Origin of the sequence: Alteromonas sp. KUL49, assembly GCF_006538345.1 — a bacterium.
Lineage (GTDB): Bacteria > Pseudomonadota > Gammaproteobacteria > Enterobacterales > Alteromonadaceae > Alteromonas.
This window is the reverse complement of sequence record NZ_BJKL01000009.1, coordinates 119,566-138,677: the sequence shown is the minus strand read 5'-3', so window position 1 is coordinate 138,677 and position 19,112 is coordinate 119,566. Positions and strand designations below refer to the sequence as shown.

General features: G+C 44.2%; 21 protein-coding genes and 1 pseudogene. 10 read left to right on the top strand and 12 right to left on the bottom strand.

Going from position 1 to position 19,112, the window contains the following annotated elements; translation table 11 throughout:
* Nucleotides 1–65: 65 nt before the first annotated feature.
* The 3 genes from gluQRS to sfsA form a co-directional block, all read right to left on the bottom strand.
* Nucleotides 66–1,013, bottom strand: coding sequence for a tRNA glutamyl-Q(34) synthetase GluQRS (gene gluQRS / locus EYS00_RS15920; protein ID WP_130638373.1), 948 nt, complete (start codon nt 1,011–1,013; stop codon nt 66–68).
* A 51-nt stretch (nt 1,014–1,064) separates the two neighbouring features.
* Nucleotides 1,065–1,514 carry an RNA polymerase-binding protein DksA gene (gene dksA / locus EYS00_RS15915; protein ID WP_130638371.1) on the bottom strand — a complete coding sequence of 150 codons (450 nt, stop codon included), beginning with the start codon at nt 1,512–1,514 and terminating at the stop codon, nt 1,065–1,067.
* Between the two features lie 221 nt (nt 1,515–1,735).
* Nucleotides 1,736–2,437: a DNA/RNA nuclease SfsA gene (gene sfsA / locus EYS00_RS15910; RefSeq protein WP_130638482.1), complete on the bottom strand. Its 702-nt coding sequence runs from the start codon at nt 2,435–2,437 to the stop codon at nt 1,736–1,738.
* 91 nt (nt 2,438–2,528) lie between these two features.
* On the opposite strand from sfsA, the gene pepB reads away from it, so the two are divergent.
* Entirely contained in the window at nt 2,529–3,806 is a 1,278-nt protein-coding gene (pepB, locus tag EYS00_RS15905) for an aminopeptidase PepB (RefSeq protein ID WP_130638369.1), read from the top strand.
* An 84-nt stretch (nt 3,807–3,890) separates the two neighbouring features.
* On the opposite strand, the gene EYS00_RS15900 is transcribed toward pepB, so the two are convergent.
* Nucleotides 3,891–4,073, bottom strand: coding sequence for a helix-turn-helix domain-containing protein (locus EYS00_RS15900; protein WP_130638367.1), 183 nt, complete (start codon nt 4,071–4,073; stop codon nt 3,891–3,893).
* Between the two features lie 305 nt (nt 4,074–4,378).
* On the opposite strand from EYS00_RS15900, the gene EYS00_RS15895 reads away from it, so the two are divergent.
* Both EYS00_RS15895 and EYS00_RS15890 read left to right on the top strand, forming a co-directional pair.
* Nucleotides 4,379–4,987 carry a YhgN family NAAT transporter gene (locus EYS00_RS15895; RefSeq protein ID WP_130638365.1) on the top strand — a complete coding sequence of 203 codons (609 nt, stop codon included), beginning with the start codon at nt 4,379–4,381 and terminating at the stop codon, nt 4,985–4,987.
* Nucleotides 4,980–5,555, top strand: coding sequence for a YjaG family protein (locus EYS00_RS15890; protein ID WP_130638363.1), 576 nt, complete (start codon nt 4,980–4,982; stop codon nt 5,553–5,555). The genes EYS00_RS15895 and EYS00_RS15890 overlap by 8 nt, the downstream gene beginning before the upstream one ends.
* 26 nt (nt 5,556–5,581) lie before the next feature.
* On the opposite strand, the gene rsmD is transcribed toward EYS00_RS15890, so the two are convergent.
* Entirely contained in the window at nt 5,582–6,217 is a 636-nt protein-coding gene (rsmD, locus tag EYS00_RS15885) for a 16S rRNA (guanine(966)-N(2))-methyltransferase RsmD (RefSeq protein WP_130638361.1), read from the bottom strand.
* An 87-nt stretch (nt 6,218–6,304) separates the two neighbouring features.
* Here rsmD and ftsY point away from each other — a divergent pair, with 87 nt between their 5' ends.
* Genes ftsY through ftsX form a run of 3 tightly spaced genes read left to right on the top strand, consistent with a single transcriptional unit; the run spans nt 6,305 to nt 9,338 of the window.
* Nucleotides 6,305–7,633 carry a signal recognition particle-docking protein FtsY gene (gene ftsY / locus EYS00_RS15880; protein ID WP_165399406.1) on the top strand — a complete coding sequence of 443 codons (1,329 nt, stop codon included), beginning with the start codon at nt 6,305–6,307 and terminating at the stop codon, nt 7,631–7,633.
* A gap of 38 nt (nt 7,634–7,671) precedes the next feature.
* Complete coding sequence (ftsE, locus tag EYS00_RS15875; protein WP_130638359.1) at nt 7,672–8,361, top strand: cell division ATP-binding protein FtsE; 690 nt, start codon at nt 7,672–7,674, stop codon at nt 8,359–8,361.
* Nucleotides 8,358–9,338, top strand: coding sequence for a permease-like cell division protein FtsX (gene ftsX / locus EYS00_RS15870; RefSeq protein ID WP_130638357.1), 981 nt, complete (start codon nt 8,358–8,360; stop codon nt 9,336–9,338). Before ftsE ends, ftsX begins: the two co-directional genes overlap by 4 nt.
* Here ftsX and EYS00_RS15865 read toward each other — a convergent pair whose 3' ends face one another.
* Nucleotides 9,339–10,580 (bottom strand): EAL and HDOD domain-containing protein, encoded by a 1,242-nt coding sequence (locus EYS00_RS15865; protein WP_130638355.1) that lies wholly within the window; start codon nt 10,578–10,580, stop codon nt 9,339–9,341. It lies immediately after the preceding gene.
* 165 nt (nt 10,581–10,745) lie between these two features.
* Nucleotides 10,746–11,984 (bottom strand): EAL and HDOD domain-containing protein, encoded by a 1,239-nt coding sequence (locus EYS00_RS15860; RefSeq protein WP_130638353.1) that lies wholly within the window; start codon nt 11,982–11,984, stop codon nt 10,746–10,748.
* 429 nt (nt 11,985–12,413) lie between these two features.
* Between EYS00_RS15860 and rpoH the strand changes: the two genes are divergently transcribed.
* On the top strand, nt 12,414–13,268 hold the full coding sequence (gene rpoH / locus EYS00_RS15855; protein WP_130638351.1) for an RNA polymerase sigma factor RpoH: 855 nt from the start codon (nt 12,414–12,416) through the stop codon (nt 13,266–13,268).
* Between the two features lie 51 nt (nt 13,269–13,319).
* Here the strand turns inward: rpoH and EYS00_RS15850 are convergent, their stop codons facing one another.
* From EYS00_RS15850 to pip, 3 genes are all read right to left on the bottom strand, one after another.
* On the bottom strand, nt 13,320–14,228 hold the full coding sequence (locus tag EYS00_RS15850; protein ID WP_130638349.1) for a bifunctional GNAT family N-acetyltransferase/thioesterase: 909 nt from the start codon (nt 14,226–14,228) through the stop codon (nt 13,320–13,322).
* Nucleotides 14,229–14,328: 100 nt separating this feature from the next.
* Entirely contained in the window at nt 14,329–14,766 is a 438-nt protein-coding gene (dtd, locus tag EYS00_RS15845; RefSeq protein ID WP_130638347.1) for a D-aminoacyl-tRNA deacylase, read from the bottom strand.
* On the bottom strand, nt 14,763–15,740 hold the full coding sequence (gene pip, locus EYS00_RS15840) for a prolyl aminopeptidase (RefSeq protein ID WP_130638345.1): 978 nt from the start codon (nt 15,738–15,740) through the stop codon (nt 14,763–14,765). Before pip ends, dtd begins: the two co-directional genes overlap by 4 nt.
* 102 nt (nt 15,741–15,842) lie before the next feature.
* Here pip and EYS00_RS15835 point away from each other — a divergent pair.
* Together EYS00_RS15835 and EYS00_RS15830 are read left to right on the top strand one after the other, a co-directional pair.
* Nucleotides 15,843–16,066 (top strand): annotated as a pseudogene (locus EYS00_RS15835) (hypothetical protein).
* Nucleotides 16,066–16,725, top strand: coding sequence for a DUF2959 domain-containing protein (locus EYS00_RS15830; protein WP_130638343.1), 660 nt, complete (start codon nt 16,066–16,068; stop codon nt 16,723–16,725). Before EYS00_RS15835 ends, EYS00_RS15830 begins: the two are co-directional and overlap by 1 nt.
* 32 nt (nt 16,726–16,757) lie before the next feature.
* Here EYS00_RS15830 and EYS00_RS15825 read toward each other — a convergent pair whose 3' ends face one another.
* On the bottom strand, nt 16,758–17,642 hold the full coding sequence (locus EYS00_RS15825) for a virulence factor BrkB family protein (protein WP_130638341.1): 885 nt from the start codon (nt 17,640–17,642) through the stop codon (nt 16,758–16,760).
* Between the two features lie 107 nt (nt 17,643–17,749).
* A complete protein-coding gene (metF, locus tag EYS00_RS15820) occupies nt 17,750–18,634 on the bottom strand; it encodes a methylenetetrahydrofolate reductase (protein WP_130638339.1) in 885 nt (294 codons plus the stop codon).
* 146 nt (nt 18,635–18,780) lie between these two features.
* Between metF and metJ the strand changes: the two genes are divergently transcribed.
* On the top strand, nt 18,781–19,110 hold the full coding sequence (gene metJ, locus EYS00_RS15815; RefSeq protein ID WP_130638337.1) for a met regulon transcriptional regulator MetJ: 330 nt from the start codon (nt 18,781–18,783) through the stop codon (nt 19,108–19,110).
* Nucleotides 19,111–19,112: the final 2 nt, after the last annotated feature.

The following is a 19,112-nucleotide window of genomic DNA, read 5'->3' as shown; positions in this document are numbered from 1 at the left end:
CTTTGGTGAATGCTTGTTTTACCGTTTTAAATACACGATGAATGATGATACTAACTCCACAACGATTAACGTTGGCTATGATAAGTGGATTCCTGCGCGTCGACAATAATTTCAGGGGTTTTCGGCACCTTTTTCATGTTCCACAGTGACACAGCATGCTTCAACAGATCATCTACTCCTTGATATTCCTGACATTGGTGGGGCGATAATGACAAAAAAGTCATGGCTCGATGCAGATTTTCTATCGCGTGGCTGTTGTCCAGTGGTTTAGCATGATTCTGCTTGCTGAGCTTTCTTCCAGGAGCCACTGATGCCACGGGAATATGGCTATAATGTGGTACAGATAATCCTAAACTGCGATAGAGGGCAATCTGTGTCGCCGTTACGGGCAATAAATCTGCGCCTCGAACGATATGATTAACGCCTTGATAGTCGTCGTCGAGTACAACCACTATATTATACGAGTACAAACCATCTCTGCGCTTAATCACAATATCTTCTAGGGATTCACCTTCAGGTACGATACCTAGGACACCGTCGTTAAATGAAGGAGTGTTTCCTGTCAATGGAAGTCTAATGGCTTTGTCAGCTCCATCGGCGGTAAGCTTTTTATCTCGACATTGGCCACTGTAGCGCCCACCCATGGCATTGATCTGTTTACGTGTGCATTGGCAGTAATACGCATTATTATGAGTAAGTAAGCTGTCGACAGAGTCTTGATATCGATGATGCTGTTGACTCTGATAAATAATTTCCCCATCCCATGTTAACCCATGAGCCTCTAGGGTATTGAGAATGGCAATGTCCATACCGTTGATACATCGTGGTTCATCGATGTCTTCCATACGCACCAGCCAAGTACCTTTTTTACTTCTAGCCTCTAAATAGCTAGCGAGCGCGGTGACAAGGGAACCAAAGTGAAGTTGCCCAGATGGGGACGGGGCGAAACGTCCAACGTAAGAACGTGGGTCAGATTGCAAAGCGCCATCTGTAGAAGGTAATGTGATCGTCATTGAAGATAGACAGGCTCAATAAGCGTATTGAGCCTGAACACTGCAAGGGGGTTAGCCTTGTAGTTGTTTTTCTTTGATTTCAGCCATTGTTTTACAATCAATGCACATGTCGGCTGTTGGACGTGCTTCAAGACGGCGTATACCAATTTCGATACCGCAAGAATCGCAAAAACCGAAATCGTCCTCTTCGATACGCTTAAGGGTTTTTTCGATCTTCTTGATAAGCTTACGTTCGCGGTCACGCGTTCGAAGCTCTAAACTGAACTCTTCTTCTTGAGCAGCTCTGTCCACTGGATCAGGGAAGTTTGCCGCTTCGTCTTTCATGTGTGTAACTGTACGGTCTACTTCTTCTCTTAGCTGGTTACGCCATGCTTTAAGCAATAGGCGGAAGTGTTCCATTTGGGGTTCACCCATGTACTCTTCATCAGCTTTTGGCTCGTATGGCTGTAAGCCTGCTAACGCCAATAATCCCAGGGATTTAGTTTCTTTTCCTGTTGGCATGTGCCATATCTCCTACACTACGACATCCAAATTGTCCTGACTACATCAGCTATCTATATCAGACTCATCAGCTTCAGGCAATTTTACGTGTCTATGTGATTTTATAGCTGCACAGGTATTTTTACCCATTGCAGCGAAGTGGCTCCGCTTTTTTTCGAATTGCGTCTAATGCAGAGCAAGGCGAAAATATGAAGATGATTTTAAAAAAATCAACCTATTTTTTATAAAAATACCGGTACTTCATGATTTATAAGTATTTTTTGTTTGTCTATTTTGCAGGCCGCGGCGAGTATCTTTACACCTGCTTCATTAGCTTCACGCACCGCTTTGGCATAGTTTGGATCAATGTCTTCGGCGAGATGCACACTAGTTACGCCCGTGTGTTGCACACAAAACAGTAAACTGGTTTCTATACCAGAGCGTACCAATTGTGCGAGTTCGTTACAGTGTTTAGCGCCCCTTGTTGTGACTGCGTCGGGAAAATAACCTTTCCCAGCTCTGTTTAAGGTGACTGATTTTACTTCTAGAAAACTCGTGGAATCGTCGTGCTGGATGGCAAAATCGAATCGACTCGTCATCGTAGGAGGTGTTACTTCTGCTTTCCAGCTACGGGCGGAAGAAAATGAATCAAGCACCTTGTTATTTAGTGCTTCCGCTACCAGTTTATTAGCATTGTGAGTGTTGATGCCAATGAAGTCGCCTTCATCGGTTTGCGCGAGCTCCCATGTGTACTTTAATTTGCGTTTAGGATTGTTGGATTCACTCAAGTAAACCGTGTAACCAGGCTCAGCGCATCCCGTCATTGCGCCAGTATTAGGGCAATGGGCGGTGACGAGTTCGCCATTCTCAAGAATAACGTCTGCAAGAAAACGTTTGTAGCGTTTAACTAAAGTACCTTTTATTAGCGCAGGCTCAAAGAACATATTGTGCGTTTCAGATAATCGAAAGAAGCGCATTACACTATGCTACGACAGTGGTGTCGAGCAAAGTCATCGAGAAATAGGAAAGAAAGTTATGTCTGAATTTGTTGTTCATTTATCTACCGAGAGCGCACAGAGTGCTTGGGGAGATAACGCGAGGTTATCTTTCGTTGAGTCTGGCGCAGTTATTCATTTGCCCAATGACGGTTTAAATGAACGTGTAATTCAACAAGCCGCCAGAAAGCTAGATGCTCTTGGTATTCCGGCAGTTCGTTTGGCTGGTAATTGGCACAAAGAACAGCAATGGGCTTTTGCCATGAGCTACACACGCGCAAGAAATCCTGGTGTAATTCACTGGGCTGATAATGACGACAAAGCGCTGTTGGCATCGCAGTATCAGGCATTACTATTCACTCGTCAGTTGGTAAACGACACACCAGAAGACTTATGCCCTGAAGATCTTGCGCAACGTGCCGCTGATTGGATTGCTGAATTAGGTGGCGATGCAGTGTCATACACTATGGTAGTGGGTGAAGCGCTAAAGGATGCCGGATGGACAGGGATCTACAACGTAGGACGTGGCAGTGAGCGTCCCCCTGTTATGTTGACGTTAGACTACAACCCCACAGGTAATAGTGACGCACCCGTTGATGCCGTGTTGGTGGGCAAAGGCATTACTTTTGACTCTGGTGGCTATAGCATCAAGTCTAGTGAAGGTATGTTAGACATGAAATGCGATATGGGAGGTGCCGCCACTGTCACAGGTGCACTAGGTTTGGCAATTTCTCAAGGGTTGAATAAACGTATTCAATTAATTTTATGCTGTGCAGAAAACCTCATTAGCGGCCATGCCTATAAGCTTGGTGATGTACTGACCTACAAGAACGGTGTTTCTGTAGAAATCGTGAATACAGATGCAGAGGGTCGTTTAGTACTCGCTGACGGATTGTTAGCTGCAACAGAAACCGGTGCGCCGTTAATTATTGATGCTGCCACACTCACTGGTGCTGCTGTAGTGGCACTCGGCACTGACTATCACGGTGTTTTCTCATTGGATGATGAAGCTAGAGCGAAGATGCTAGCCGTTGCGGCGGAACAAAATGAACGTTTTTGGCCCTTGCCACTTGAAAGTTTTCACAGTGAAAAGTGTCCGTCACCTTTTGCTGATACTGCAAATAGTCGTCCGATGAAAGGCGGTGGTGCAGGTGGCGCGTCCAACGCCGCAGGATTCTTGGCAAGGTTTGTCAATCCAGAGGGAAAAGGGTGGATCCACATTGACCTTGCAGCTGCTTACCACGGCAACGCTACGGGAGAAATGCCAGCGGGAGCCACAGCAAAAGGCATAAGAAGTATTGCTGCAATGCTCAAGTAGTTGTTTTAAGTAGACATCTGTCAGTAACAAAAAGGCAGTGCGAGAGCACTGCCTTTTCAGAAGTACTAAAATATCGCTAAAGCGCTAGATACCGCCTAAGCGTTCTGCTAGTTCTTTGTATTTTTCAACGTCGCCACGGTCAAACAGTGGGTTGCCATCGGCGTCTTTGTCTTTTGATATTAGCAAATGCTCTCTTGCTAAACGTTCTACGCGAACTTCTTGCACGTCAAGGAAGGCGGCAACTTCTTTTACAGTCATCAAACTCATTGTTTATTTCCAGATTGTTATTGTGTTTTAGTAACTATTCCCGTCCCAATCCTAAACATTTACAATTCCACCCAATGTAGTGAGGAATGGTTACTCTGCTCTAAATTATAGGAGAAATGGAAAAAACGTGATGTTTTTTCAGTAAAAATTTGTTTCTTCTATCGAGCACTTTAGGGAATTGGTAAAATTTAAGCCCAAAGTTAGTAATTTTCGAGTGCTTTTTTGTACACTACAACTAATGGATAAGACGATTGCTCAATTATCCACCGATAACACTAGCAACTCACTGTCGAGAAAGAATTATTATGGATACTTGGTCCGCAGCAATAATGTTATTTTTGATCATGGATCCACTGGGCAACCTTCCCATTTTTATGTCGGTATTAAAGTCCATTGAGCCTAAACGACGACAAGTCATATTGGTCAGAGAGTTGCTTTTTGCGTTTGTGATTTTGTTTATTTTTCTGTTCAGTGGTCAGTCGGTACTTAACTTCTTGAATGTGGGTCAAGAGACCGTCAGTATCGCTGGCGGTATTATATTATTCTTAATAGCGCTCAAAATGATTTTCCCCCAACCGGGTAATGCCAATGCGTTGGCTGTGGGTGAAGAACCTTTTCTTGTACCTTTGGCGATCCCACTGATTGCCGGCCCCTCTACTTTGGCTGCCCTTATTCTTCTTGCTAATCAAAACCCTGACCGAATGCTCGATTGGTCGATAGCATTGGGTGCAGCCTGGTTAGTGAGTGCGGTGATACTAATGTTTTCCAATGTATTCCATAAGTTGCTCGGTGAGAGAGGCCTCGCGGCAATGGAACGACTGATGGGAATGATTTTGGTAATGATTGCAATACAAATGTTGCTCGACGGAGCATCGCAATACTTCTTACATGCTACTGGAGTTCAACATGGCTAAGTTAAATACATTCGCTCGCGTACGTGCCCTCGAAGGGTGGCGTGCTGTAGCTTTTAGTGCTGCACTTCTCGAGAGAATGCTCCCCAACTATCAATTGTTCTGTGAAGTGACAGAATACGAAGGGGGAGAGGTACTGCGTCATTGTTTGAATTTAGTCTGGGAGTCACTCAAGTCGCCTAAGAGTAAGTTTAATGTTGCGACCCAGCTCGAAAAGGTAGAGTTGGCCACTCCTGATACGCAAGACTATGACTTTTATGGGGTTTATCCTGCCATTGATGCGGCTATTGGCCTAGCTGCTCTGCTCAATTTAAAGTCGGGCGATGACCCTCAAGGGGCGGTTGTTGTGAGTAAGTTATCTCAAGGCAGCGTAGAAGCTTACCTACTGTCTACCGAAGAAGCTGACGACGACACCGTGAAGTCACACCCTTTGATGGCATTTGAAATAGAGATACAAGAAGCACTTCTTGATGAAGTTGAAAAACAAACCTCATCAGTTGCAGCGGTAGAGGCGCTCAAAGCCTTGGCTTTGGAAGAACAGATGTCGAACATTGGTTTGGCTATCGAGTAAGTCTAGGTTGAAAGGCCCTATCTCATTCAAGATATTTCAATAAGCCCATACATCAGCGACGATGTCTCTTTTGATTTTGTCAGTTGCCAGTGTGCGGGTAGTGTCGGCCAAGGTAGACCACTTTCTTGCTCGATATAAATCACTCCATTACTGGCCATTAATTGATGTTTGTCGATTAAATCCAGTACGGGTTGTACTAGCCCTTTCCCAAAGGGCGGATCCACAAATGCAATATCAAAACTGTTTTTCGACAGAGAAGAGAGAATAGACAGAGCATCGCCTTGTAAAACACTGACGTGTTCTGGTGAATTCAAGCGTAACAGCTTTGTATTCTCTACCAGTTGGTTGAATGCGCCACTGTCTTTTTCGATAAAGTCGCAGTGCTTCGCGTAGCGAGATAGGGCCTCAAAACCCAACCCACCAGAACCTGCGAATACATCGATACATACCGCATCGGTTAATTTATGCATTAACCAGTTGAATAGGGTTTCTTTGTTTCGGTCGGTGGTTGGCCGCAAGCCGGTGACATCTCTTACTGGCAGTTTTCTACCTCGCCACTGCCCACCAATAATACGAATTTGACCGCTCGCCCCATGCGTTGCATTGGATTGGCGTTTTTTAGCTGTGAAAGGTGCCCTAGATGGGCGAGACGCTCGCTTCATGGTGACTTACAGTGGTATCATTAGCTTATACATTAGCCGGCCAGTGTAGCCGAGTTTGCTCCGAATTTATAAGGATTTGTCTTAACAATGTCTAAACTTTTTGGCTGGTTCAGCAAGAATAAAAAAGCAGATGAAGAGAAAGTACAAGAAAGCAACGATGTGCCGTTGCAAGAGAGCGGTGAAGCAAATGAATCTATTGCCGCAGACGCAACATCAGAATCCAATGGAGAAGTAGAGGCTACTGAGATTACTTCTGCAGAATCTCTAGTTGACACAACGACATCATCAAATACTGAAAATGAGCCAGAGCCAGAGCCAGAGCCAGAGCCAGAGCCAGAGCCAGAGCCAGAGCCAGAGCCAGAGCCAGAGCCAGAGCCAGAGCCAGAGCCAGAGCCAGAGCCAGAGCCAGAGCCAGAGCCAGAGCCAGAGCCAGAGCCAGAGCCAGAGCCAGAGCCAGAGCCGAAGAAGAAGTCTTTATTTGCGCGCTTAAAAGACAGTTTATCTCGCACCAAAGAAAACTTGGGCAGTGGATTGGTGAGCCTGTTTAAAGGCAAAGCCATTGACGATGAACTGTATGAAGATTTAGAAACCCAGCTGCTTGTCGCTGATGTTGGCATGGAAACCACGCAAAAAATTATCGATAACCTTACAGATAACGCTAGTCGTAAAGACTTAAAAGATGCCGAAGCTTTGGTTGATATTCTAAAGCAGCAAATGTCAGAGATGTTGGTAAAAGTTAATCAACCCCTGAATGAGGTTATGGCAGAACATGACGCTAGCACCGGACCTTTTGTCATTCTTATGGTGGGCGTTAACGGTGTGGGTAAAACTACCACTATCGGAAAATTGGCGAAGCAGTATCAACAAGCAGGTAAGAAAGTCATGTTGGCGGCAGGGGATACTTTCCGGGCTGCAGCGGTTGAACAGCTTCAAGTGTGGGGTGAAAGAAACGATATTCCTGTGATTGCGCAGCCCACAGGTTCTGACAGTGCTTCTGTACTCTATGATGCGTTGGAAGCTGCTAAATCGCGCAAATGTGATGTACTTATCGCAGATACGGCAGGTCGACTACAAAACAAAAACAACTTGATGGAAGAGCTTAAAAAAGTGGTTCGAGTAATGAAAAAACTCAATCCGAATGCACCCCATGAAGTTATGCTTACTCTCGATGCGGGTACAGGTCAAAATGCGGTAAGTCAAGCCAAACTGTTTAATGAAGCGGTTGGACTAACTGGACTCACATTAACCAAACTTGATGGCACGGCTAAAGGCGGTGTAATCTTTTCTATTGCAGACCAGTTTGGTATACCTATCAGGTATATAGGTGTAGGTGAAGGTATTGACGACCTACGAGAATTTGATAGTAATGAATTCATCGATGCCTTGTTTAGTGAAGCTGACAGCGCAACACAATGAGTTTATAAAACGCAAAAGGTAGTGCTCTAGGGATAAGCATGATTAAGTTTGAGCAAGTTAGTAAAACCTATGCAGGCGGGCAACGGGCACTGAGTAAAGTGGATTTCCATATTGCGCCCGGTGAAATGGCTTTCTTGACCGGACATTCTGGTGCAGGCAAAAGCACCTTGCTCAAACTGATTAGCATTATGGAGCGCCCTACTGTGGGTCGTGTACTTATTAATGGTCACGACCTTAACAAAATTAGTCGCAGAGATATTGCGTACATTCGCCGTGACATAGGCATGATCTTCCAAAGCCATCAGTTGCTGATGGATAAAACCGTGTTTGATAACGTTGCACTACCGCTAGTTATCGAAGGATACACCCACAAAGAAATCACTAAACGGGTTGATGCGGCACTCGAAATGGTCGGTTTGCGGGATAAGAGTCGCTGCTTGCCTATCATGCTGTCAGGCGGTGAACAACAACGCGTAGGTATCGCTAGAGCCGTGGTGAATAAACCTCCTTTGCTCTTAGCTGATGAACCCACGGGTAACCTAGACCCCAAGCTGTCTATGGAAATTATTCGTCTATTTGAAGACTTCAATCAAGCAGGTGTTTCTGTATTGATTGCGACCCATGATTTGGGCCTGATTGCACGGATGAAATATCGTACATTAACTCTGCGAAAAGGGCAGATGATTACTGACGGACTCACTCAAGACTTGGATGCGACACCACTATGAGTATTTTGTTTAGAGGTCGAAATAGCGGTGCAAGCGAGCGAAAGGTGGGTGTGATCCAAGCATTTTTTATGTTCTTCGTTACCCATATTCGCCAAGCCCTTGCGAGTCTTGGTGAACTTTGGCGGCAACCCGCGGCGTCACTCATGACCATTGGTGTGCTCGGATTAAGTATTACCTTACCCAGTACGCTCTATATCATGGTAAAAAATACAGAAAAAATTACTGTAGGTTGGGAGCAAGCTTCAGAGATATCTCTGTTTTTGAAAACAGGTACTCCTGCCTCTCGAAGCCAGCAGTTAGTGGCTCGTTTGAACAGTTGGCCTGAAATCGACAGCTTAGTCTTCATTCCCGCTGATGATGCACTGCAAGAGTTTCAGCAATTGTCAGGTTTGGGGGACGCTATCGCTTACTTAGAGACCAATCCCTTACCAGATGTTGTGTTAGTCACTCCCGCAGAGCGTCATGATAGCCCTTTAGCCGCAAAGCGCTTGCTCAATAAGTTAAAAGCAGAGCGAGAAGTAGAATCGGCAAAACTGGATATTGAATGGTTAGAACGACTACATGCTGTGATCGCTATAGCCCGGGATTTAGTCTCATTGATTGGCGGCCTACTGTTTGTGGCCGTGGTATTAATCATAGGAAATACTATTCGGCTCAATATACTCAGTAAACGAGATGAAATATTAGTGATGAAATTGGTGGGCGCCACAGATGCCTTTATTCATCGTCCATTCTTGTACACTGGCTTTTGGTTTGGCTTACTAGGCGGAGTAATGGCGTGGTTCGCCGTAGTGGGAATTCTATGGTGGATGGACAGTAGTATTCAGGCCTTCGCCGCCCTTTATCAAACCTCTTTCAATATTACTGGGTTGTCTGGAACGGCACTACTTGTCATGTTGGGGTTATCGGTTGGGTTGGGTTTGTTGGGCTCTTTGATTTCAGTACAACGTCACGTCAAGCAAATAGAGCCCACTTAATTATCCTTGAGCTTTCGCCTTAGGATAGTGCGCCGAAATTGCGCTTCTTACACCATTGCCCCAAATGATGGCTTGGTTATACAGAGCATGCAGTTGCTTTTGGTCAATATTGAGCACTTTAGCCTGCTTGATAACGTTCATCCACAGCGCACTTTCAAGGGCTCTGACTAAGCTCATGTAAGCATTGAACTCGAGGTTTTTACCCATAAGCGCGTCGTTTACCTCTTCAGATAAAGGTAACTGTTTTAGGATGTCTGTCATCGACTGATCTAAAAGCCCGTCTAGCAAAGAGAACAGCCCGACCAGAAAGCCAATCGGCGGATTGGTATTCATGTCTCGTGTCTTGCTTAACAAATCAAAAAATTTGGCTCTAACAAGAGACATGTGAATAATTTCTAATGGCTTGTCGTCACCCAAATTAGCGATACTAAGCAGTGCAATAAACTTCTTAATCTCGACTTCACCCATGTAGTTCAGAGCGTGTTTCAAAGACGTAATTTTGTAGCGCTTGTTGATTGTTGGGTTATTGATGAACTTAAGCAGCATGTAGCTTAATGCTGCGTCTCGCTCAATAATTTCACTAATGCGATCAACATCAAAAACCGAATTTGAGCTCTCTCCCATCAAATCTACAAGGTTCATCTTCGACGCTGGCAGCTGCTTCATCATGCGAGCTTCTGGCTGAGCGAAAAAATATCCTTGGAAGAAGTCGAAACCCAAGTCCTTGCAAGTGGCAAAGTTGTCGTGGTCTTCAACTTGTTCGGCGACTAACTTAATGTTTGCATCAATGAAGCGGGGTATTTGCTTTTCGATATTTTCGTAGCGAGTTTTAGATACATCAACTTTTAAAATATCAATTAACGGAAAAATGTCGTGTTGCGCGCTCATCATCATTGGATCGTCTATGGCTAGCTTAAAACCCAATTGTTTAATGTGCTGACAGGCTTCCAATAATCCTGTTTGGGTAAATGGATTATCAGCTAATTCAACCACGACGGTTTCCGGATTTAACGATGTAGGGAACCGAGAGATAATGGTATCGCTAGAGAAATTGATGAATGACGTTTTCTCGGCGCAGATATCATCTAGCCCAAGCGGATGAAAATGGTTTGCAATGTAATTGCTTTTCTCTTTTGAATGCTCCGGGAACGCACCTGCTTTTCCATCTCTAAAGATAAGCTCATAAGCGAAAACACTTTTGTTTCGATCCAATATCGGTTGGCGAGCTGTGAAAGCGAACATAAATAAAAAGTCCCTGCGTTCATTGCGCCGTCTTGTTTGCGGCGTTCTTGTTAAACAACATAACCCTTGCAAATCGCTATGAGATAGCTTTTCGCATGCATAAGTAAGCAGTTTACGCCAATAAGTTTGACGTGCTCAAGTACTAAACTAGCCGTGACTTGGTATTTACTTTGTACTCGTGTTCTCCGATTGAGCGCTGATTTGCATATGACGCGCCCATTTCATTGCCTCGTTGTAATACCCATGGAGTAAAGTCTGCTTTATTGGATATTTAGCAACGAAACGTTTTACACCTGCCCAATTCGCCGCTTCAAAGTGTCTGGCCAAATCCAAACAATCTCGAAGAAGGCCCGTACCACCGCACAAAGCGTCACTCACTTTGTCGCTGATGGGTACTTTAGAGACTAAATCTTCAATATGTTGACCCATCATAGCGTCGAGTAGCGAAAGTAGCCCTGTAAGAAAGCCTGTCGGCGGATTTTCAATTTCCTTTAATGATACCGACACCAATTCACAAAATTTCGCACGTACCAGTGCCATCTGCATAAGTTCACTGGGCTTGCCTTCACTTAAATTGGCGAGGGACAGCAACGCAATAAACTTTTTCACTTCAACTTCGCCCATAAACGTAAGTGCATGTTTTAGCGAGGTGATTTTATTGCGTTTGTTAAACATAGGATTGTTGATAAAGCGCAGCAGTAGATATATCAGCGATGGGTCTCGCTCAATAATGCTATTCACTTTGTCGAAATCTAGCTGAGGCTGAGCACTGATACTAATGAGCTCTAGCATAGTGATACTGTTTGGCCCGAGCTTTCGATGTTTAACTATTTCAGGTTTTGCTAGAAAGTACCCTTGGAAATAGTCGAAACCCATCGCTTTAAATTTTTCAAACTCTTCAAGGGTTTCAATCTTCTCGGCTACCAACTTAATCTTTCTTTCTTTAAAACGTTTTGCAAGCTCAGCAATGTCGTTGTGATCAAGTTCGGTGATATCGATTTTAATAATGCTGATGAAGGGCATGAACTCTTCCCACTTACCCTGCATGTCATAATCATCTAGCGCTATTTTGTAGCCAAGCCCTCGAATATGCTTACACGCACTGACTAAAGCATTATTGACTTCGACGGTTTCAACAACTTCTATAACTACCTTATTGGCGTCTAGTGAGGTAGGAAAGCGATACATCAAGGTATCTTTGTGGAAGTTGATAAAGGCCATTTTGTCGCCGACGATTTCCTCGATTCCAATACTCAAATGTGTAGAAGTGAGAATTTTAGATGTTGCCTCGTCTGGTGGAATATCAGGAAAACAGTTTTCTTGGCCAACCCTAAAGAGAAGTTCGTATGCAAATACTTCCTGATTGGCATCAAAAATAGGTTGTCGTGCAACATATGCAAACATGAGTACGTCTTAGCCTCTTGTATTTATGCTAGTGAAAATAAAACTACATCAGCTTTTCGCGAAAAGATAACTGAAAATAAATCAACCCATTTATACTCTTCGAACCGGTTCCACTAAGATAGCAACTGGTTAGATGGATGTCATGTGAATTGAAACTACGCGATGAATCGCAGATTAATGAGACAAATTGAGTTAGCAACTATGTCATTAAAGGTTAACTTTATTATGGTCCTATGCCTTCCCCTCTAAGCTAAACAAACGGCTGTAAATGGGGTTGAGATAATATTTTGAAACTTTTTTCGTCTAAACCGGTCTTGATCTTTTGACGAGGAATAACATATCAATATGTCATCGTATTTAGGTTAAAATTAGGTCTCGCGCAGCGGATACAAGTTTGATAGTATCAAGATGCGAAAAAAGAGGTGAACAATGAGCGATAAAATGCAATCTATGGCCTTATCAGTGCCGCACAGTGGTAGCATCGAAGGCTACGTACAAGCTGTTAGCAGTATTGATATGCTTAGCGCTGAAGAAGAGCGCAATCTGGCTTTACGATTACGAGAGGAAGAAGACCTACAAGCTGCACGTAAGCTGGTAATGTCTCACCTGCGTTTTGTTGTGCATATTGCTAAATCTTACTCAGGTTACGGCCTTCCACAAGCTGACCTCATTCAAGAGGGTAATATCGGCTTGATGAAAGCGGTAAAACGCTTCGACCCTTCAGTGGGTGTGCGCTTAGTCTCATTTGCAGTTCACTGGATTAAAGCTGAGATTCACGAGTTTGTTCTTAAAAACTGGCGTATTGTTAAAGTCGCGACGACTAAAGCACAGCGCAAGTTGTTCTTTAACCTCCGTAAGGCTAAGAAGCGTCTCGGCTGGTTCACTCATGAAGAAGTACAAACCGTTGCAGAAGAGTTAGGTGTGAGCACCAAAGAAGTCCTTCAAATGGAAGCTCGTATGAGCAGCCAAGATCAGGCTTTTGATTTGTCTGCTGACGAAGATGAAACGGGTAACTTTGCTCCTGTTCAATATCTAGAAGACAAATCTACTGATGTTGAAATGGAAGTGATCAACACTGATTGGGATACTAATGCGAGCAAGCGTTTGTACTCAGCACTCAAAACTCTTGATGAGCGTAGCCAAGACATTATCGAAACTCGCTGGTTAGCTGATAGCAAGATTACTTTGCAAGACTTAGCTGATAAATATCAGGTGTCTGCTGAGCGCGTACGCCAAATTGAAAAGAATGCGATGAAGAAGTTGCAAGCAGCAATGGTTGCTTAAACAACTGTCTTTAATAACGATATGAAAACGCTCGATTTATCGGGCGTTTTTTTATGCCTCATCTTTGCTGGGCAACACCCAGTAAACCCCTTTAAATTCTGCGACAGGTATATCGTCGTCTAGAATTTCAACACTCAGTTCAAACCTGCTCTTCGTTCCCGTTTCAAGGGTTTTAAACTTTCCACTTAAGGTTTCTATATTGCAAATTGCTCGAGGTTTCATGGTGATGGGTTTGTGGTAATGAATATCACCATCACCTAGCACGATATCACCAGAGAGTGTTTTTTCCTTCAGTTGAAGGTATAACATTCCCCAGCCAGTGAGTGTAGCTAGCGAAAATATGCTGCCGGCAAACATGGTGCCGTGAATATTAATATTTTTGTTTAACGAGGCCCGTGTTTCTAAGGTTCGTCCACTGTACTGATGTAGTTTAATACCCATATGTTCGGTAATGGGTATGGTTTCCGACCAGGTTTTTTGTAATTCATCACACCATATGGGATGTAGTATGAGCGTGTTGTTGGCAGTGAGTTTTTTGACCATTTGCTGGCGTTTAAGCATACCTAACTCACTGGCAGCCTCTCGCTCGACTTCAAATCCACATGCACTAAAGAAGTCCATGGATATCTCTCGGCTATTGGTTACCGCTCGATCAGCGCCGAGGTCTCTAGCAACACTCTCTAAGGCAGCTAACATCATTTGCCCTAAGCCTTTTCGTTGCTGATCGGGATGAACGGCAATATGGCGGATTTGCGCTTCTTCAGCAGTGTTTAAATGTACGCGACCACAAGCAACAATATCTCCTCGTCCGTTAGTTATCATTCGGTGCTCAGAGACTTGCTCATATTCGTCTTTCTCTGATCCTAACGGGTAATTCCAAGGCTGCCTAAGGTTCTCCCAACGGAAGTGATAGTAGGCATCGAGTTCCGCTTCGCTTTTTGGGGTCACAACCTTATACAAAATGTTCGCCTTATATTGAGGGAAAGCATTCATTTAACCTCATGGTTAAATGTGAAACAAGTGTTAATTGGTCTTCGCTTTACTGCATTAGCGGCAGAAATTAGACTTGGAATTGGAAAGTGACTGGCCCATCGTTAATGAGTGCCACTTGCATGTCAGCGCCAAACTGACCTGTCTGTACTGCCATGTTGAGACTTTTTAGCTTACTAACAAATTGATTATAAATCTGTTCGCCGTGTTCTGGCGTTGCGCCTCGAGAAAATCCTGGGCGATTGCCCTTTTGCGTATCTGCAACTAATGTGAATTGTGAGACCACTAAGATTTCACCGCCCACTTGTTCAATATTGAGATTCATTTTTCCATCGCTGTCTGAAAACATGCGATATCGAGAGAGTTTGTTGGCTAGCTTTTCTATTGAGGAGTCGTTGTCAGACTTTTCAACGCCCAGTAATACCAGCATGCCATGACCTATGTTACCTACCACTTCGTTATTTACCGATACACTGGCTTCTGAAACTCGTTGAATAAGTCCTATCACAAATTGGATTCTCTTATGGTTACTGCTAAGTCTTTAGTTGCTCTACATAAGGCGTAGGCTATTCCGGGCTCTGAAGTACTATGACCAGCATTGGACACAATTTTAAGTTCGCTATTTGGCCAACGAGAATTCAATGAAAAAGCAGCTTCTGTTTTACATATCATGTCGTAGCGGCCGTGTATGATTACGCCTGGAATATGACTGAAATGTTCTGCATTTTCAAGAATATAATCATCATTAATAAAGCAATGATGTACTAGATAATGACACTCTAGGTAGGCGAGTGGGAATACACTCGGATGAAGCTGAGAAGCTTGGCTCTTAATGTGCGTATCTGAGTGAAACAATTTAGACAGGCGTTCTTCCCAACAGTACCATTGTATCGACGCATAATGCTGTACGCTCTCATCAGTAGATTTGAGCAAAGAAAGATAATATTGACTTATGTTATCCGCATTTAATTCGCCTATCACATCACGGGTGAGCTCTTGGTAATACTCTGGAAAATACTGTGCAGGTCCACCATTAGCACCAAGGTACCACTCCCGATCTTCCGCCCTACCTAAAAACACCCCGCGAAGCACCATTCCTGTGACCTTGTCTGCGTGACGAATAGCATAGCAAAGTGCCAGAGTTGCTCCCCATGAGCCTCCAAACAAAGCCCATTCTTGTATACCAAGATGCTCGCGAAGGGATTCGATGTCACGGATATTGTGCTCCGTAGTGTTGTGCTCCGGCATGAGAGTTTGCGTAGAGCGACCACAACCTCGTTGGTCTAGACCGATAATACGGTAGAGATCACGATTGAAAAACTGGGTGTAATGCGGTGGAAGGCCAGCACCTGGGCCTCCGTGAAGAAAAAGAATAGGAATGCCCTCTGGATTCCCGCTTTGTTCGAAATAGATTGAATAGCCGTCCCCCACGTCAAGATATCCATTCTGGTAGCACGAAGCTTCGGGGTAAAGTCGTTTCATTTTGTGTCAACGCATTGTATGAGTTGTGATTTTAGTTTAGCTTATTCTTAATAAATCACGCTTTGGCGTTTATTGATACTTTTATTTTCGATGGAGTAGCTTATGGCTGGACAAGGTTCAGGCGGAAATGTAATTGCCGCAATATGTAACTTTTTTATCCCAGGATTAGGGCATTTGGTTCAAGGCCGTATTTTAGCGGCGATTTTATTTTTGTTACCGTTGGTGTGTGCTATGCCTTAAGCTGGACTATTATTTTGGGTATCGTGGGCGTCATCGTGCATCTATTCGCTATTATTAGCGCAGCACGATATAAGGGTGATGATTAATGAAATTTCGTTCGCTGTGTGTGTTGGCCGTTCTGTCTATTAGCCTAACAGGCTGTCAATCTGCTTATCAATCGGCCTATTACGCTGTTTGGGAAAAGGTCGGTGTTGAAAAGCGTGACATATTGGTTGACCGCGTTGAAGACGCTAAATCTTCTCAAGAGGAAGCGCAAGAACAGTTTAGCTCTGCTCTTGAGGCATACAGTGCGGTTGTAGCGTTTGATGGTGGAGAGCTTGAGGATATCTACGATACGCTCTCGTCTCAGTACTACGATAGCCAAGCCGCGGCTGACGAAGTTACACAGCGTATCAATAATATCGAAAGTGTTGCGGATGCATTATTTGAAGAGTGGGAAACTGAGCTTTCTCAGTATCAGAATGCGTCGTTAAAACGTGATAGCCAGCAGAAACTTAACGCGACCAAGCGTCGCTATAACAGCTTGCTGTCGTCAATGCGACGGGCAGAAAGCAAAATGGCGCCTGTGCTATCTGCGCTACAAGACAATGTGCTCTATTTGAAACACAATTTAAACGCGAGCGCGATAGGTGCGTTGCAAGGCGAACTTTCAACCATTGAAAACAATGTGAAGCAGCTAATTTCTCAAATGAATACTGCTATAGCCGAATCCGACGCCTTCATCGCTACAATGAAAGGGGACTGAAGCTAGTAGTCCTCACCTTTCTCAACGCCATGTTATCCCAATGATGCTGCGGGAGAATCTTCTTCTGCAGCTTCTTTGTCTGAAGCATCATCCAATGCGCAAGTAAACTCGGCGCCAAGTAACACCACAATCCAAGACAGATATACCCACAAAAACAAAATTGGAACAACCGCTAACGCACCATAAATAACCTGGTACGACGGAAAGTTAGTCACGTATAACGCGAACCCTGATTTAGTGAATTCAAATGAGAGCGTAGCGAGTAACGAACCTAGTAATGCGTGTTTGGCAGGCACGCGCTTGTTAGGCACTAGCATATACAAAATCATGAAGGCGAGTAGGGCGGTAAAGCTGGGTACTAGCTTGAGTAAAAACGTACCCAAACCCGGTGTGTATTCTTCGGCAAAGGCAGCTAGACCAAGAAGATAGGAACTAATAACAACACTTGAACCGATGAGTAAAGGACCAAGTGTAATAACCATCCAATAAATCGCAAAGGTATAAACCACCGGACGGTTACTCTGAGTGCGCCAAATTCGGTTCAACGTTTTGTCAACGTTCATGATAAGCATTAGTGCAACCAGTAATAATGACAATATACCAATAGCACCCATTTGCGAAGCGTTACCAACAAAGTCCGACATATACTCGTGTACAACGTCACTGGCGGTGGGAACAAAATTATTGAAAATAAAATACTCTAACTTGGTGCGCACTGAGGCAAAAACAGGAAAGGCTGACATTATGGTAAAGGTCACCATAATAAAGGGCACCAGTGATAACAGAGTCACATAAGCCAAATGACCTGCCGAGATAGTGATACTGTCGTCTTTACAGCGTTTAATAAAAATTGAAAGTACATTGAGAACTTTAGGTTGTACCTCGCTGTACTTGTTTTTTACTTGGCTCCAGTCCACGCTGTGCTCCTTGTTCTTCTAGAAACAATAAACGCGCGATATGCGTCGCGCGTTTATCCGATACAGTGCATGTACATGGTATACCGCAATGGCGGTATTCAGCAAAATTAATTGCCGCGAACCCCTAACATATGGCAGATCGCGTAGCTAAGTTCGCTGCGGTTAAGCGTATAGAAGTGGAAATGTTTTACACCTTCTTTAGCTAATACTTTCACTTGGTCCATGGCAATGTTGGCGCCAATTAAGTTACGTGTCGCTTGGTCGTCATCGTCTAGACCATCGAACATCTTGTGTAACCAGCCTGGTACGTGCACGTTAGTAAAGCCAGCGAACTTAACCAAGGTTTGGTAGTTAGTCACGGGTAGAATACCCGGAACAATATCTAAGTCGATGCCTGCAGCAGCGGCGCGGTCTCTAAAGCGTAGGTAAACACTAGTATCAAAGAAAAACTGCGTGATTGCTTCGCTGGCACCCGCTTCGGCTTTGCGTTTTAAGTTGAGTAAATCAAACTGAGCGTTGGGTGCTTCAGGGTGTTTTTCAGGATAGGCGGCAACTGAGATATCAAAGTCTGCAACATCTTTCAGCAAGGCCACTAGGTCAGACGCATACATTTCAGTTTTGTCTACACCTTTGGGTAAATCACCACGCAGAGCAACAATACGGCGAATGCCTGAATCCCAGTAATCTTGAGCGATTTGTTTCAGCTCATCTCTAGACGCATCTACACAGGTAAGGTGAGGTACAGCAGCAACACCAGTTTGCTGTTGAATGCGCTTGACTACGTCGTGAGTACGGTCACGCTCACCACTGTTTGCGCCATAGGTCACAGACATATAGCTTGGCTTTAGCGGTGCTAGGCGTTCTACTGACTTCCATAAGGTCTGCTCCATTTTCTCGCTGTTAGGCGGAAAAAACTCAAACGATACGTCGATGTCTCTCAATTCCGACAGTGTTTGGTTAAGGGCGTCGATACCTTCTGCGTAGGAAACCATGATCTTTCTCTTCAATGGACGTTTAGACGTCTAAACTAAATAATATATGTCTAGACGTCAAGCGGTTTACACTGCTCAATTGACCTTTTCGCTACATTGTTTAGAATTTCTGTCTATAACTTAAAAACAGGCAGAATGAGTAGCAAATGGCAGAGTGGAACGGAAAGTATGTATATCCGTATGCAGAACACGGAAAAAAGAGTGAGCAGGTTAAGAAAGTTACTGTTTCTATTCCGATCAATGTTTTGAAAGTACTTACTGACGAACGTACCCGTCGACAAATAAACAACTTGCGCCACGCAACCAATTCAGAGCTGTTGTGCGAAGCCTTCTTACACGCATTTACTGGTCAGCCATTGCCCAATGACGACGACCTGAAAAAAGACAATCCAAATCGCATTCCAGCGGAAGCGCGGAAAATAATGGAAGAGATGGGCATTGACGTGTCTATCGACAATGCCCTAGAAGAAGAGTAAAG